Here is a 14,926-nt window from a genome sequence, read left to right as displayed (position 1 = left end):
GAGGGGTTCACCACTCCGTAAGAAGGCCCGGATCAGGGCAACGCGGGCTCGGTGCCCAGGCCGAGCTCGGCCGCGGACGCGCGCACGGCGTCGATCACCACGTGCAGTGCGGGCCGCCGGAACGCGGTGCGCCGGTAGGCGATCGACACCGTCCGCAGCAGCGGCGTGGTGAGGGTGACGACGTCGATCCCCGGCGGCCGCAGCTGGCGCAGGCCGAGGTCCGACACGAGGGTGATGCCCAGCCCGCCCCCGACCATCGCCATCGCCGTCGACTGCTCTTCGACCTCGTGGTTGATCTTCGGGGCGAAGCCGTGCCGCCGGCAGGCGGTGCGCATCGCCCGGCCGAAGTGCGACTTGGGGCCGGCCAGGATCCACGGGTGCTCGGCGAGCTCGTCCAGGGACGCCGCCCCGGAGGGCACGGCGCCCCGCGGCACCGCCGCGTGCAGCCGCTCCACGGCGACGACCGCGCGCTCGAGCCCGGCGTCCCACGGCGTCGGCGCGTCCGAGTAGTCGATGACGAACGACAGGTCCAGGCGGCCGTCCCGGACCGCGTCGGCGGTGTCCTCGGGGGCCAGCTCGCGGGTGCGCACCTCGATGCCGGGGTGCGTGCCGGCCAGTGCGGTCAGCGCCGTCGGCAGCAGGCCGGAGGCCACCGAGGCCCACACCCCGGCGGTCAGCCGGACCGTGCGGGCGGTCTGGGCTTCTTCCAGGGCGAGCGTCGCGCGCTCCACCGAGCCGAGGATCTCTTCGGCGTGCTCGGTGAGCAGCGTGCCCAGTTCGGTCAGCTGAACGCGCCGGCCGAGCCGTTCGAACAGCTTCGCGCCGACGTCCCGCTCGAGCTGCGCGAGCTGCTGCGACACCGCCGAAGCGGTGTAGTGCAGCGCCGCGGCCGCCGCCGTCACGGTGCCCTGGCGGTGCAGCTCGCGCAGCATCCGCAAGCGGTGCAACGAAAGCTCCATGAACAAAACCTAACCGAGATCGTGCAGGTTCGTTAAATGGACGGGTGGGCCACCGGGAGCGCACGCTCGGGGGAGGCGGTCGCCGGACCGCCCCGGACTTCCCTGGAGGTGAGTGGCCAGATGACCCCCCGCGATGTCCAGCCGCTGATGCGGCTCACGTGGACCGATCCCGTCACCGGCGCGCCCGGCTACCTGGTCGTGCACAGCCTGGTGTCCGGAATCGCCACCGGCGGCACCCGGATGCGGGCCGGCTGCACGATGACCGAGGTCGAGGACCTCGCCCGGGGGATGGCGAACAAGACCGCGACCTTCAACCTGCCGGTCGGCGGGGCCAAGGGCGGCATCGACTTCGACCCCAAGGATCCGCGCGCGTTCGACGTGCTGAAGCGGTTCTGCGCGTTCCTGCGGCCGTGGCTGGACGCCCACTGGGTGACCGCCGAGGACCTCGGCGTGCCGCAGCACCTGATCGACGAGGTGTTCGCCGAGCTGGGACTGGAGCAGTCGTACCACGCGGCGATCGCCCGGTCGGCGGACCCGGCGCGCACCCTGCGCCGGGTGCAGGCGGGCCTCAACGCGCCGGTGCCCGGCGGGCTGCTGCTCGGCGACGTCGTCGGCGGCTACGGCGTGGCGCAGGCGTGCCTGGGGGTCGCGGCGGCGTGGGACTGGGCGGTGCGCGGAACGACCGTGGCGATCCAGGGCATCGGCACCATGGGGGGCGGCGCGGCCTGGTACCTGCACGAAGCGGGGATGAAGGTGGTCGCGGTGGCCGACGCGGCCGGCACGCTGTACGACCCCGCCGGCCTCGACGTCCCCGCGCTGCTGGAGCTGCGCGACCGCTTCGGCGAGGTGGACCGCTCCCGGCTGCCCGCCGGCGTCCGCTCGCTGCCGCGCGAGACGATCGTCGGCATCGACGCCGACATCTTCGTGCCGGCCGCGATTTCCTACGCGCTGCGGCCGGACAACGAGAACCTGGTCAAGGCCAAGGTCGTCGTCGAAGCGGCCAACGCGGCGACGACGCCGGAAGCGGAGGCGGCGCTGTCGGCCCGAGGGGTCGCGGTCGTGCCCGACTTCGTCGCCAACGCGGGCGCGGCGGCCTGGGCGTGGTGGCTGCTGCTGGGCGAGGTCGGCGCGGATCCGGCCGACTCGTTCCTGCGGCTGCGCACGGAAATGCAGGCGAAGGTCGCCCTGCTGCTGGCGGAGTGGACCATGGACCGGCTGCCGCTGCGCCGCACCGGGCTGGGGCTGGCCGAGGCCAACCGGGCTCGGCGCGCCGAGGCCGCGCTCACCCCGGAAGGCGAGCCGGCGCTGCTCATCCCGTAGTCAGCCGCGGTCCGCGAAGCGGTCGGTCGCGCCGATCAGGACCTCCTGCATCGACGCGGCCGACACTGTGTGCCCGACGTCGTCCAGCATCACCAGCTCGCTGCCCGGCCAGGCGTGGTGCAGCAGCCAGGGCGTGCCGACGAGGTTGCTCGTGTCCAGCACGCCCTGCGCCAGCACCGCGGGGATGCCGGCGAGCTTGCCGGTCTGGCGCAGGATTTCGCCGTCCTCGAGGAACACGCGGTTGCTGAAGTAGTGCGTGACGAGCCGGGCGAAGCAGAGCCGGTACGCCGGGTCCTCGAAGACGTCGTGCGGCGGCACGCCCGGGAGCATCGCGTCTTCCCAGGCGCACCAGTTCGCGGCGGCCCGGTGGTGGACCGCGGGGTCCGGGTCCATCAGCAGCCGGTGGTAGGCCGCCGACAGGTCGCCGTCGCGCTCGCTTTCCGGCACGCCCTCGCGGAACTTCGCGAAGCCCTCCGGGAAGTACGCGCCGAGGCCGCGGATGAGCATCTCGATCTCGATGAACCGGTCGGTGGCCAGGCCCATCAGGACGACTTCGCTGACCCGCTCGGTGTGGCGCAGCGCGTAGGTCAGGGAGAGGACCGAGCCCCAGGAACCGCCGAACAGCAGCCACTTGTCGATGCCGAGGCGCGTCCTGAGGAGTTCGAAGTCCGCGACCAGGTGCTCGGTGGTGTTGGCGGACAGGTCGGCGACCCGGGCACCGGCGTGCGGGGTGCTGCGGCCGCAGCCGCGCTGGTCGGCCAGGACGATCCGGTAGCGCGCCGGGTCGAAGAAGCGGCGGACGTTTTCCGAGCACCCGGAGCCGGGGCCGCCGTGCACGACGAGCGCGGGCTTGCCGTCCGGGTTTCCGCAGGTCTCCCAGTAGATCTCGTGCCCGTCGCCGACGTCGAGCATGCCGTGCTCGTACGGTTCGATCTCGGGGTGGAGCCCGGCCATCGGCGCGTCCTTCCGCAGGGATACAACAGCGCTGTCACATTAGTACTCGCGGGAAGCGCCGCGCGCGGCCTTTTCCGGCTCAGCCGAGAGTGGCGGCCAGCTCGGTGAGCGTGTCGGCCAGTTCCTGCGGACCCGCCGGACCGATGTGGATGACCTCGTCGTCGCCGGCGCCCGACGTGTAGCTGAGGTAGCGGCCCCAGTCGGTGTCGGCGTAGTGGAGCGGCTGCTGCAGGCAGGTGTGCCGCCCGACGTCGTCGCGGCGGCCGACGTAGAGTTCCCCGCTGCCCGACACCGGTCGCTGCACGAGGCCGACGACGTCGGCGACGGCCGGGTCCAGCGGGTAGGCGGCCTGCCCGCGGCGGGCGGCCTCGGCGAGGTCCGCCACCCGCACGGTGCGCCGCTGCCCGCCGCCGGGACCGACCGGCGGCAGCTGTTCCACCAGGGACTCGGCGAGCCGGTTCCGGTCGATTTCCTGCACGCCGACGTGGGTCCCGTCGGAGACCGCCAAAACGGCCTGCAGCCCCTTCGCGGCGGCCAGCACGCCGTAGGTCCGGCCGCCGGTACCGACCCAGCCGTAGCACTCCCGCGCCGGCCCGGCCAGCAGCGGGAGCCAGTCGAGGAAGTCGACCGTCGCCCGGCCGCGGGCGTCGACCAGGCCGGCTTCCGCCAACGCGGCGTCGACCCGCTTGCCGGCTTCCTCGCGCTCTTCGTCCGAAAGCCACAACGGCTCGGGACGCAGGGTGAGGTGCAGCTGCCCGACCTGTTCGCGCTCGGCCAGCGCGGCCAGCGCCTCGACCGGAACGTCCACCCGGCCTGTTGCCACGTCCACCCGCCTACTCGCCGATGACCGGCGGGCTGGTCCGCTGGTCGGTGCCGAAGATCGCGTCCGGGTCCGCTTCGATCAGGTAGTCCGGGCGCTGGTGCTCGTCGTCTTCATCGCCTTCGCCCCGACGGCCGCCGGGCCCCATCGGCCCCATCTGGCCACCCCGCGAATTTCCCGCAGCCCGCGCGGCGGCCGCCTCCGCGGCGGCGGCGTTGCCGAGGCTGCCCATGCCGGAGCCGCGGCCACCGCCGAGGCCCCGCTCCCCCGCGCCACCGGCACCGCTGCCGGAGCCGGTGCCGGTCCCTGTTCCGCCTCGGCCCGTCGGGTCGAGGAGCCGGCTGCCGGCGTTGCCGCTGTTCGGGCCGCGTCCGCCGGTGCTGGAGTAGGGGTCGTTGGGGTTCAGGGGGTTCTGGCCGTAGTTCTGGCCGTAGTTCTGGCCGCCACCGCCACCGGTGTTGGTCGGGTAGAAGTCGACCCCACCGGTGTTCGGCGGCGTCTTGCCGGGCTGGTCGGTTGTCTGTCCCGGTCTGGTCGGCACGGTGGGGACGGTCGGGCGGCCGGAGCCGGTCGTGTGGGTGTCGTCGCCGGTGCTTCCGGTGCCACCAGTGCCGCCTGTTCCCCCAGTGCCTCCGGTGCCTCCGGTGCCTCCGGTCCCGCCGGTTCCCCCCGTGCCACCAGTCCCTCCGGTGCCACCAGTCCCTCCGGTGCCGCCGGGCTTGTCCCCGCCGCCGGTGTGCGTCGTGTCGACGCTGGTGGTCGAGGTGTGGTCGTCGCTCCCGCTCCCGGGCGGCGGCTGTTCGCCCCAGCCGGTCCTGTCCGTCCCCCCGACCCGCCCGGGCGTACTCGGCGTGTTGACGGAGATCGCGGCTCCGTCGGCCTCGAGGACGCCGTAGTCGGTGGGCAGGATCGCTCTGGTCCCGCTGGTGACGCTGCTGTACTGGTCCATGACGCGGACGTTGGTTTCGTTCGCCGCGTTGTACTTGGCGATCCCCGCCTGGTAGGAGTCGATGTCGTCCTTGGCCATGAACGGCCCGGCGATGGGAATGGCGGCCTTGAGCCCGGTGGTCCAGGGGTTCGGCTTGTCGGGCTTGGGCGGAACTTCGACAACGGAGTGACTGGAGGAGTCGAAGACGGCGGCCTGGGTGTCGACGGAAGCCTTGGTCACGTCGAGCGGCGCGGCGGTCTCGGCGAAAGCCTGTTCGAGCGGACCGGCTCCGGCGTTGGCCGCGTCGGCGGCGTTCCCGGTCCAGGCCTGCTTCATCCGGTCTTGCAGGGACTTGATGCCTTGCGCGCGATCCAGGTAAGCCGACGAAAGCTGCGAGACCTCATCCGCGGCGTTGCGGAGGCCGGCGGTGTCGCCCTGTCTGAAGTTGTCGTAGATCTGCTTGCCGTCCACCCGTCATGCCCCCTTGAGTGTGGTGATGATCGCGGCCGCCACCTGCTGGGCCGCGGCGCACGAATCCTGCTCCCCCTGGTAGCCGCCGGAATCCACGGCGATCGCCAAGTCGTCGGCGACCCCGATGTTCATGCTGCAGGCGCCGATCGGCCGCCGATCACGCAGGTCGAGGTAGATCGCCGGGTAGCCTTCGACGGCCGGCGCAGGCTCGAGGAAGGGCAGCTTCCCGCGCTCGTGCGCCCCGTACAGCCCGGCCAGGCCACCGACACCGCGATCGCGGTTCCCGGTACCGATGATGACGAGCATGCTGACGCCTTCGCCGGCGATCTTCCACCCACAGCTCGGTCCCGCCGCGCCGATTCCGTCGTCCTTCTGCTGCACTGTCCCCGGGTCGGTGAACCGGAGCGAGGCCAGTGTCGAGGCCGGCACGATGTCGCACGGCTTCGACTCGTACTTGGCCGCGTCGAGCGGCGTGGTCACCTTCGGCACGTCCGGATCGGACGATGCGCTCGAAGACGCAGACGAGCTCGGCGCCGGCGAGGCGGTGCCGGTCGTCTCCGGTGAACAACCTGCGAGCAACAGGACGGCCATCGCGGCACCGGCCGTGAGGCGAACGGGCAGGCGCACGGTCACACCGTCCGGAACGGGTCGGCCATACCCTGATCGGTCGCGACCGTCTTCGTCTGCGCTTCCTTCAGCTTTTTGATGTACTCCTGCACGTACTTGCGCATCGAGTCGTTCTGGGTCTGAAGCGCCACCAGGGAGTCGATGGTGGTCGAGGCGTAGCCGCTGCTGACCGAGTCCTGCCCCGGCGCCTCGACCGAGGTCATGATGGAAAGGATCTTGTCCGCGTCCTTGACGATCTTGTCCAGCTCGTCTTCCCAGAGGCCGATCACCGAAGCGAGTTCGTCGGGGTCCATCTCGAACCGGCCGCCCCCGCCGCCACCGCCGCCGTAGACACGGCCGCTCTCACCCAGGATGCCGCCGCCCCAGACCGCTTGGACCGCCTGGCCGGCTTCGCCGATGATCACGCCGCACCTTCCCCTCAGCTCACCCACCGTGATGGGCAAACCTTAGCCAACCGTCTCACTTCGTGTCAGCGAATCGCTGCAACGTTCCGACGGTGGGGGCGCCAGCTCGGTTCCCGCGCACTCCGGGTCACAGTACGTACGTACGGATTGCGAAATCCCGGTCCGCGGTGCCAGGATTTCAGGATGCCACGCGTAAGCCAGGATCACCTCGACGCACGCCGGCGCCAGATCCTCGACGGCTCGCGCGTGTGCTTCGCGCGCTACGGCTATGAAGGTGCCACAGTCCGGCGCCTGGAGGAAGCCACCGGCCTCTCGCGGGGGGCCATCTTCCACCACTTCCGCGACAAGGAGTCACTCTTCCTCGCCCTCGCCGAGGACGACGCCCTCCGGATGGCCGACGTCGTCGCCGAACAGGGGCTCGTCCAGGTCATGCGGGACCTGCTGGCCGGCGGTGACCACCCGGCCGACTGGCTGGGGACGCGCCTGGAGGTGAGCAGGCGGCTGCGGACCGACCCCGAGTTCCGCGCCCGCTGGGCCGAGCGGTCCGAGCAGCTCACCACCGCCACCCGGCTGCGCCTGCTGCGGCAGCGGGAGGCGGGGAACCTGCGCGACGACGTCGACGTCGACGTCCTCACCGCGTTCCTCGAACTGGTCCTCGAAGGACTCGTGTCGCACCTGGCCATGGGCCTGCCCGCGGCCGGCCTGGGGCCGGTGCTCGACCTCGTCGAAGAGACCGTGCGGCGGCACCGGCCGGGTACCGCCTGATCCGGGCCGCCCGCAGATGAGCGCGCCGACACACCCGTGGCGCCAGCGGCAGGTGCGGTGGACACGTTAAGATTGCCGCATATCCGCAGTACACGCCGATTTCTGCTAGGAGTGACCGTTTCGTGCGCGCAGCGCAGTCACCCGGTGACAGTACCGGGCCGGGTGACCGACCCGGCTGTCCGATAGGTCCACCCCCCGCCGCCGAGGCGGGTGCGGAATGACCCAGATCGTCTTCGCCGTGCTCGGCGTCCTCCTCTTCGTGCTGCTGACGGTCGGCACCGGGCTCGCCGTCGCGGCCGAGTTCTCGCTGACCGCGCTCGAACGCAGCACGGTCGAGGCCAACGTCCGCCAGGTCGGCGACCGCCGCGCGCTGGCCGTCCAGAAGGCCCACCGGACGCTGTCCTTCCAGCTCTCCGGCGCCCAGGTGGCGATCACCCTGACCACGCTGGTCACCGGGTACCTGGCCGAGCCGCTGATCGGGGAGCTCGTCCGGCCGCTGCTGACGGCGGTCGGCCTGCCCGCCGGGTTCGCCGCGGGCGCGTCGATCGTGCTCGCCCTGGTCATCGCCACCTCGCTGTCGATGATCCTCGGCGAGATGGTGCCGAAGAACCTGGCGATCGCCCGGCCCCTGCCGACCGCCCGCGCGGTCACCGGCTACCACTCGCGGTTCTCGGCCCTGTTCCGCTGGCTCATCACCCTGATGAACAACAGCGCGAACTTCCTCGTGCGCAAGTTCGGCGTCGAGCCGCAGGAAGAGCTGCGGTCCGCCCGCTCGCCGCAGGAACTCGGCTCGATCGTGCGGTCCAGCGCGGAGAGCGGCACGCTCGACACGTCCACCGCCGAACTGCTGGACCGTTCGCTGCGGTTCGGCGAGCGCACCGCCGAAGAGCTGATGACCCCGCGCGTGCAGCTCGAAGCCCTGGCCGTCGACGACACCGTGGAAGACCTCATCGAGATCTCGCTGCGCACCGGGTTCTCGCGCTTTCCGGTGCACGCCGAGGACCTCGACGACGTCCGCGGCGCCGTGCACGTCAAGCAGGCCTTCGCCGTGCCCGCCGCCGACCGGGCCGCCGTGCCGATCGGCTCGGTCATGCGGCCGGTGCCGACCGTGCCGGAGTCCCTGCCCGGCGACGACCTGCTGCTGCGCCTGCGCGACTCGCGCTTCCAGCTGGCCATCGTCGTCGACGAGTACGGCGGCACGGCCGGGCTGGTGACCCTGGAGGACGTCGTCGAGGAGATCATCGGCGACGTCCGCGACGAGCACGACGAGCGCGAGGCGCCGGCGTCGCAGCAGGTCGGTGCGGACAGCTGGCTGGTGTCCGGGCAGCTGCGCGCCGACGAGGTCACCGGCGTCACCGGGTTCCGGATGCCGGACGGCGACTACGAGACCATCGCCGGGCTGATCCTCGAGCGGCTGGGCAAGATCCCCGCCGAAGGGGACGCCACCGAGGTCGACGGCTGGCTGCTGACCGTGACGACGATGGACAAACACCGCATCGCCGAGGTCGAAGTCGCCCCGGTCCGCACGGCTCCGGAAGCGGAGGTGGCCCCGTGAGCGACTGGCTGAACATCGCCCTGGTAGTGGTCCTGCTACTGGCCAACGCCTTCTTCGTCGGCGCGGAGTTCACGCTGATCTCCTCGCGGCGCGACAGGCTCGAGGCGCTGCTGGAGCAGGGCAAGACGCGCGCGAAGATCGTCATCAACGCGAGCAAGCACGTGTCGCTGATGCTCGCCGGCGCGCAGCTGGGCATCACCATCTGCTCGCTGCTGCTCGGCCGCCTCGGCGAGCCCGCCATCGCGCACCGGCTGTCGGCCGCCTTCGACCTGCTGGGCCTGCCCGAGGCCCTGCTGCACCCGATCTCGTTCGCCATCGCGCTGGCGTTCATCACCGTGGCGCACGTGCTGATCGGCGAGATGGTGCCGAAGAACCTCGCCATCGCCGAGCCCGAGCGGCTCGCCCTGTGGCTGGTGCCGGCGCACGTCGCGTGGGTGAAGGTGGCCAACCCGTTCATCTGGCTGCTGAACTTCGTGGCGAACTCGCTGCTGCGCGCGGTCCGCGTCGAGCCGAAGGACGAACTGGAGACGGCCTACACGTCCGACGAGCTGGCCGAGCTGCTCAGCGAGTCGCGGCGGGAAGGCCTGCTCGACCAGTCCGAGCACCAGCGGCTCGCCCAGACGCTCTCGTCGGTGCAGAAGACGGTCGCGGACGTGCTCGTGCCGACCGCCGAGCTGACGACGCTGCCCTGCTCGCCGACCGTCGGCGAGGTCGAAAAGGCCGTCTCCTCCACCGGGTTCTCGCGGTTCCCGGTGTGCACCGACGACGGGCGCCTGACCGGCTACATCCACGTCAAGGACATCCTCGACCTGGCGGGCCACGACCCGGCGGCGATCGTGCCCGCCGCGAAGACGCGGGCGCTCACCGAGCTGCGCGCCGACGCACGGCTCGACGTCGCGCTTTCGGCCATGCGCAAGGAACGCAGCCACCTCGCGCGGGCGCTCGACGCGAGCGGGAACGCCGTCGGCGTCGTCGCGCTGGAAGACCTCGTCGAGGAGTACGTGGGCACGGTGCGCGACGGCACCCACGTCGGCGCATGACCGGCGTCACCGGTGCCGAAGTGCTCGCCGAAGCGGACTGGCTGGCCCGCGAGGCGGCTCACATCTCGCGGATGCGGCGGTGGACCGGCCCGCACCAGGAGCGGCGGGCGCGGGGCGAGAAGCACCCGGTGCTGGACTTCCTGTTCACCTACTACTCGCACCGGCCGTCGCACCTCGAGCGGTGGCAGCCCGGACCCGGCGTCGCGCTCGACGGCCCCGCGGCGCGACGCTTCCTGGACCGCAAGGGCTACGTGTCGACCCCCGACGGCGTCACCCTCGATCCGGCGGCCTTCGGCGCGGGCAAGGCCCGGACGGCCGAGTTCGTCCTCGGCTTGCTGACGGCGACGGCGTCGCGCGCGCCCCGGCTCAGCTGCTTCGGGCTGCACGAGTGGGCGATGGTCTACCGCGAGCCCGCGGATTCGGTGCGGCACGACCAGGTGCCGCTGCGGCTGGGCTCGGCGGGCACCGACGCGGTCGTGGAGTCACTGGACATCCGGTGCGGGCACTTCGACGCGTTCCGCTTCTTCACGGCGCCCGCGCGGCCGCGCAACGAGCTGACGCCGTCGAGGGAGACGCAGGTCTCCTTCGAGCAGCCGGGGTGCCTGCACGCGAACATGGACCTGTTCAAGTGGGCGTACAAACTCGACCCGTTCGTGCCCGCGGAGCTCGTGGCGGACTGTTTCGAGCTGGCGGTCGAGATCCGGACGCTCGACATGCGGGCAAGCCCGTACGACCTGGCCGGATTCGGTTATCCGCCGGTGCGGATCGAAACCGCTGCGGGAAGGGCCGAATACGCCCGGGCCCAAAGCGAATTCGCCCGGCGGGCGGCGCCGTTGCGTCATCGCCTGATTGCGCAGTGCCATCGCCTGGTCAGCGCAGCCCACCCTGAACACAGGCAACTGTGAGTCAGATTATTCTCTCTCCGATACTCACCTGTTAGGGTGATAACGGTTTGATTGCATAGCAGCGCGTGCTTGACATGCGCTCACCCCGAAAGGATGACCGATGGGGCGACACTACCGGGACGAGGAGCCGGTGCCGCACCCTCAGGACCGCACGCCGCGTGTGCCCGCCGAGGGCCGCCCGTCCCCGGCCGAGGGCCGCAGCGAGGCTTCCGGCGCCTTCCGCACCCCGGGCCGCAGCTCCATCTCCGACGCCTTCGGCATCGCGGGCCGCGCCGCCGGTGCCTCCCGCGAGTCATCCGCCTCGGCCTTCTTCACGGAAGGAGCCGAGGCGCCCGGGTTCCCGCCGGGATTCCCGCCCGAGCACAGCGGCGCACAGCCCGCCGTCCGGCGCGGCGAGGCTTCGGGATCCTATCCGGTCGCGGAGCGCGCCACTGACGCTCGCCCGATCCCCGCCTCCGGGCCGTACCCGGCCGCGAGCCGCATCGAAGTGCCCGGCGCCTACGCCGCCGCGGGCAGCGCCGAAGCACCCGGCCGCGCCCGCCGCAAGGGCGGCAAGTCCGCCGGCCCCCGCCCGGCCCCGAACCGCACCGAAGCCCCCGGCTTCCACCCCGCCGAACCCACCCGCGGCTCCCGCCGTGGTGAAGCGCCCGGCTCGTCGGCCGAACCCGCCCGCGGCTCCCGCCCCGGCGAAGCCCCCGGCTCGGACGCCGGCCGCTCGGAAACAACCGCCGCGTACCCCGTCGAACCCGCCGGCCGCTCCCGCCGCAAGGGGGGCAAGACCACCACCGGCGCCCACCCGGCCGCCGATCGCCTCGAAGTGCCCGGCACCCAGCCGGCCGCCGGCCACGCCGAACCCGCCCGCGCCTCCCGTCGAGGCGAAGCCCCGGGCACCCACCCGGCCGGCGACCGCATCGAGGCGCCCGGCACCCAGCCCGCCTTCGGCCACCCCGCCCCCGGCCACGCCGAACCCACCCGCCGAGGCGAAGCCCCCGGCTCGTACGCCGACCCCGCCGAAGCAACCGCCGCCTACCCCGTCGAACCCGCCGGCCGCTCCCGCCGCAAGGGCGGCCGGAACACCGGCACCCACCCCGCCCGCCGCGGCGAAGCCCCCGCCGTTCGCCACCCGGAATCCGCCGCCGAGCGGACCGAGGTGATCACCCGGCCGGACGACCTCGCCGACGCCCCGGACGAGGCGTCCGGGACCTTCCGCACCCTCGACCGGAGCGACGACACCGGCACGTCCCGGGCCGCGGGCCGCGGGGAGAGCACCGAACGCGTCGAGAACACCGGGCCCCACCGCACCGCCCGGGACGAGAACACCGGGCCGCAGCGGGCGGCCCGCAGCGACGCCACCGGTTCGCACCGGGTCGTCGGCAAGGGCGATGTCACCGGCTCGCACCGCATCGTCGGCAAGAAGGCTCCGCGCCGCCGGATCGCGACGTGGCCGATCGCCTGCCTCGTCCTCGCCGTCCTCATCGGGCTCGGCGTCGTGGGGTGGAACTGGGCCGACAACGAGCTCAACAGCCGCGCCGAAGCGCAGGCCGCGAGCTGCGACGGCGGCACCTCGAACATGCGGATCATCGTCACCCCGAGCGCGCAGAAGCCGCTCACCGCCGCGGCCGAGCGGTGGAACCAGGCTGCCACCGTCGTCCACGGCCAGTGCGTGCACGTCGCGATCGAGGCCAAGGCTTCGGCGCAGGTGCTCGACGCGCTGGTCGGCCGGACCAACCTGGACTCCATCGGCGGGCTCCCCGCCGCCTGGCTGCCCGAATCGTCGTACTGGGTCAGCGAGCTCACCACCAAGAAGCCCGAGATGATCGGCTCGCCCGCCCAGTCGGTGGCGAACGCCCGCTCGGCGGACTACCCGTTCATCGGGCTCGCCGGCCCGAACATCGACGACACCGTGCTGCGCGCCGCCCAGACGTTCCGCGAGTACCTGGAGCAGCCCGCCCAGCAGGCCGACTTCACCGCGGCGGGCATCAAGCCCGCCTAGACGCGCGAGCCGTTGTCGAGCTCGGCCACCACGGCGAGGTCGTCATCGGCCAGCTCGAAGTCGAAGATCCCGAAGTTCTCGCGGATCCGGGTGGTGGTGGCCGAGGCCGCCACGGCGATCGTGTCGTTCTGCAGGTGCCACCGGAGCACGATCTGCGCCGGTGTCTTGCCGTACTTCGCGGCGAGCGCGGTGACCGTCTCGTCGGACAGCAGCGCGGCGTTCGCGGCCGGGCTGGCCGCAGCCGTCACTATGCCGCGCTGCGTGTGGAACTCGCGCAGCGGGAGCTGCTGCAGCCACGGGTGCAGCTCGACCAGGTGGACCGCGGGCACCGAACCGGTCGCGTCGATCAGCCGGCGCAGCTCGGAGACGCCGAACCCGGCCACGCCGATCGCGCGGACCCGGCCGTCGGCGCGCAGCCGGCTCAGCGCCCGCCAGGTGTCGGTGAACGCGCCGTTCGTGCCGTCCAGCAGGCACAGGTCGGCCCGCTCGAGCTGAAGCGCCTCCAGCGCCCGGTCGGCGGCCCGGCGGGCGGTGTCGTAGCCCTGTGCGGGCACGTGCACGCTGACGAACAACTCTTCGCGCGGTACTTCGGCGGCGGACAGGACCGCACCGACCGCCGTCTCGGCTCCCGGTGCGGTGTCGACACCGCGGTAGCCGGTGTCGAGGGCGATGCGGACGGCCCGGCCGGTTTCGGCCGCGGACAGGCCCGCGACGCCGAACAGCAGCTGGGGGACGTGGACTCCGTCGGACAAGGCGAGTGAAGGCGGGACGGCCATCAACCGGTGATCCTCACTTCGGATGCTGCGCGGAACCCCATCATCCCACCCGGGCGGCCCGCTCGCGCAGACAAGCCGCCGTCGCCGGGTCGGCCGGGAAGAACGACTCGATCACCAGCTCGGCCACGGTGACGTCCAGCGGGGTCCCGAACGTGGCGACCGTGCTGAAGAACGTCAGGTCGGTGCCCTCGTGGCGGAACTTCAACGGCACGAAGATGTCACCCGGTCCGGGGACCTCCACCTCGGGCACCGGCTGGTCGCACGGGTACCCGCGCAGTTCTTCGAGGAGCTGCGCGAGCCCGGCGTCCGCGGTCTGGCCCACCTGGCGCCGCAGCCGGCCGAGCAGGTGGGCGCGCCACTCCCCCAGGTTGAGGATGTGCGGTGCCATGCCGTCGGGGTGCAGGGTCGCCCGCAGCACGTTGGTGGTCAGCTCGGGCGCGATGCCGTCGACGAACAGCCCGACGCCGGCGTTGGCGTCGACGAGGTTCCAGTTCCGGTCGACGACGGCGGCCGGGTACGGCTCGTGGCTCGTCAGCAACTGCCGGACGGCCCCGCGGACGGCGTCCATCTCCGGGGCCCCCAGCGCGTTCTCGGCGTAGGCGGGCGCGTACCCGGCGGCGAGCAGCAGCCGGTTGCGTTCCCGCAGCGGGACGTCGAGGTGCTCGCCGAGGCGCAGCACCATGTCCCGGCTCGGCTTGGAGCGGCCGGTTTCCACGAAGCTCAGGTGGCGGGTGGAGATGTCCGCCGAGATCGCCAGGTCGAGCTGGCTGATCCGGCGCCGGTCGCGCCATTCCCGCAGCAGCTCGCCGACGGGCCGCTGCCGCGCTTGCACCATGGTCGTCACGCGAGCGACGCTACGGCGATCACCGGGTGGCTGCCATTACTTCGGGGGTAATGCCCGCGGCCGCTTCCGCCGCCGCTGCGCCATTACCTCCCGCGTAATCGACGCGCCGCCGCCGCGCCGCCAGAGTGGGTTCCAGCGCCGGGACGGCAAACCGTTGTCCCCCAACGAAAGGATCCTCCATGACCGACGTCCGTACCGTCGTCGAGCAGTACATCGCCGTCTGGAACGAGACCGACGCCGACAAGCGCCGTGCTCTCATCGCCGACGTCTTCACCGCCGGCGCCGGCTACACCGATCCCCTCGGCGCCGTCAGCGGCCACGACGGGATCGACCAGTTCGTCGCCGGGGCGCAGCAGCAGTTCGCCGGGCTCGCCTTCAGCCTGCCCGCCGAGCCGGACGCCCACCACGAGCTCGCGCGGTTCCAGTGGTACCTCGGCACTCCGGGGGCCGAGCCGGTCGCCATCGGCTTCGACGTCGTCGAACTCGAGGACGGGAAGATCGCCAAGGTGCACGGCTTTCTCGACAAGCTGCCCGGCTGACACCGTGCGGGCTCCCGGACAGCGGG

At 72.3% G+C, this 14,926-nt stretch carries 15 protein-coding genes; 7 read left to right on the top strand and 8 right to left on the bottom strand.

All coding sequences use genetic code 11. The features are described 5' to 3' along the window. Positions 1-32: 32 nt before the first annotated feature. A complete protein-coding gene (locus tag AB0F15_RS07690) occupies positions 33-959 on the bottom strand; it encodes a LysR substrate-binding domain-containing protein (protein WP_360266766.1) in 927 nt (308 codons plus the stop codon). Between the two features lie 120 nt (positions 960-1,079). Between AB0F15_RS07690 and AB0F15_RS07685 the strand changes: the two genes are divergently transcribed. Continuing rightward, complete coding sequence (locus AB0F15_RS07685; RefSeq protein WP_360266764.1) at positions 1,080-2,279, top strand: Glu/Leu/Phe/Val dehydrogenase dimerization domain-containing protein; 1,200 nt, start codon at positions 1,080-1,082, stop codon at positions 2,277-2,279. On the opposite strand, the gene pip is transcribed toward AB0F15_RS07685, so the two are convergent. The 5 genes from pip to AB0F15_RS07660 all read right to left on the bottom strand — a co-directional run bounded on the left by pip (position 2,280) and on the right by AB0F15_RS07660 (position 6,483). Then, positions 2,280-3,233 carry a prolyl aminopeptidase gene (gene pip / locus AB0F15_RS07680; RefSeq protein WP_360266761.1) on the bottom strand — a complete coding sequence of 318 codons (954 nt, stop codon included), beginning with the start codon at positions 3,231-3,233 and terminating at the stop codon, positions 2,280-2,282. 79 nt (positions 3,234-3,312) lie between these two features. Next, entirely contained in the window at positions 3,313-4,041 is a 729-nt protein-coding gene (locus AB0F15_RS07675) for an ESX secretion-associated protein EspG (protein WP_360267138.1), read from the bottom strand. 25 nt (positions 4,042-4,066) lie between these two features. Continuing rightward, positions 4,067-5,452, bottom strand: a complete 1,386-nt coding sequence (locus AB0F15_RS07670) for a hypothetical protein (RefSeq protein ID WP_360266758.1) — start codon at positions 5,450-5,452, stop codon at positions 4,067-4,069. 3 nt (positions 5,453-5,455) lie between these two features. Further along, positions 5,456-6,043, bottom strand: a complete 588-nt coding sequence (locus AB0F15_RS07665) for a DUF3558 domain-containing protein (protein ID WP_360267135.1) — start codon at positions 6,041-6,043, stop codon at positions 5,456-5,458. A 38-nt stretch (positions 6,044-6,081) separates the two neighbouring features. Beyond that, positions 6,082-6,483, bottom strand: coding sequence for a hypothetical protein (locus AB0F15_RS07660; RefSeq protein ID WP_360266755.1), 402 nt, complete (start codon positions 6,481-6,483; stop codon positions 6,082-6,084). Between the two features lie 183 nt (positions 6,484-6,666). Here AB0F15_RS07660 and AB0F15_RS07655 point away from each other — a divergent pair, with 183 nt between their 5' ends. The 5 genes from AB0F15_RS07655 to AB0F15_RS07635 all read left to right on the top strand — a co-directional run bounded on the left by AB0F15_RS07655 (position 6,667) and on the right by AB0F15_RS07635 (position 12,741). Next, entirely contained in the window at positions 6,667-7,248 is a 582-nt protein-coding gene (locus tag AB0F15_RS07655; RefSeq protein ID WP_103352903.1) for a TetR/AcrR family transcriptional regulator, read from the top strand. Between the two features lie 217 nt (positions 7,249-7,465). After that, positions 7,466-8,803 (top strand): hemolysin family protein, encoded by a 1,338-nt coding sequence (locus AB0F15_RS07650; RefSeq protein WP_360266751.1) that lies wholly within the window; start codon positions 7,466-7,468, stop codon positions 8,801-8,803. Next, positions 8,800-9,843, top strand: a complete 1,044-nt coding sequence (locus tag AB0F15_RS07645) for a hemolysin family protein (RefSeq protein ID WP_360266748.1) — start codon at positions 8,800-8,802, stop codon at positions 9,841-9,843. Before AB0F15_RS07650 ends, AB0F15_RS07645 begins: the two co-directional genes overlap by 4 nt. Beyond that, positions 9,840-10,748 carry a 3-methyladenine DNA glycosylase gene (locus AB0F15_RS07640; protein ID WP_360266745.1) on the top strand — a complete coding sequence of 303 codons (909 nt, stop codon included), beginning with the start codon at positions 9,840-9,842 and terminating at the stop codon, positions 10,746-10,748. Before AB0F15_RS07645 ends, AB0F15_RS07640 begins: the two co-directional genes overlap by 4 nt. A gap of 100 nt (positions 10,749-10,848) precedes the next feature. Next, the gene (locus AB0F15_RS07635) at positions 10,849-12,741 is read left to right on the top strand and encodes a hypothetical protein (protein WP_360266743.1); all 1,893 of its coding nucleotides are present in this window, start codon (positions 10,849-10,851) and stop codon (positions 12,739-12,741) included. Here AB0F15_RS07635 and AB0F15_RS07630 read toward each other — a convergent pair. Then, positions 12,738-13,517, bottom strand: a complete 780-nt coding sequence (locus AB0F15_RS07630; protein WP_360266740.1) for an aldo/keto reductase — start codon at positions 13,515-13,517, stop codon at positions 12,738-12,740. The two genes, AB0F15_RS07635 and AB0F15_RS07630, sit on opposite strands and share 4 nt — an antisense overlap. Before the next feature lie 40 nt (positions 13,518-13,557). Further along, a complete protein-coding gene (locus AB0F15_RS07625; RefSeq protein ID WP_360267132.1) occupies positions 13,558-14,352 on the bottom strand; it encodes a helix-turn-helix transcriptional regulator in 795 nt (264 codons plus the stop codon). A gap of 188 nt (positions 14,353-14,540) precedes the next feature. Between AB0F15_RS07625 and AB0F15_RS07620 the strand changes: the two genes are divergently transcribed. After that, positions 14,541-14,900: a nuclear transport factor 2 family protein gene (locus AB0F15_RS07620; RefSeq protein WP_360266738.1), complete on the top strand. Its 360-nt coding sequence runs from the start codon at positions 14,541-14,543 to the stop codon at positions 14,898-14,900. Positions 14,901-14,926: the final 26 nt, after the last annotated feature.

Source organism: Amycolatopsis sp. NPDC026612, assembly GCF_040638285.1.
Lineage (GTDB): Bacteria > Actinomycetota > Actinomycetes > Mycobacteriales > Pseudonocardiaceae > Amycolatopsis.
The sequence above is the reverse complement of the archived record's forward strand: the minus strand, read 5'-3'. Positions and strand labels throughout refer to the sequence as shown.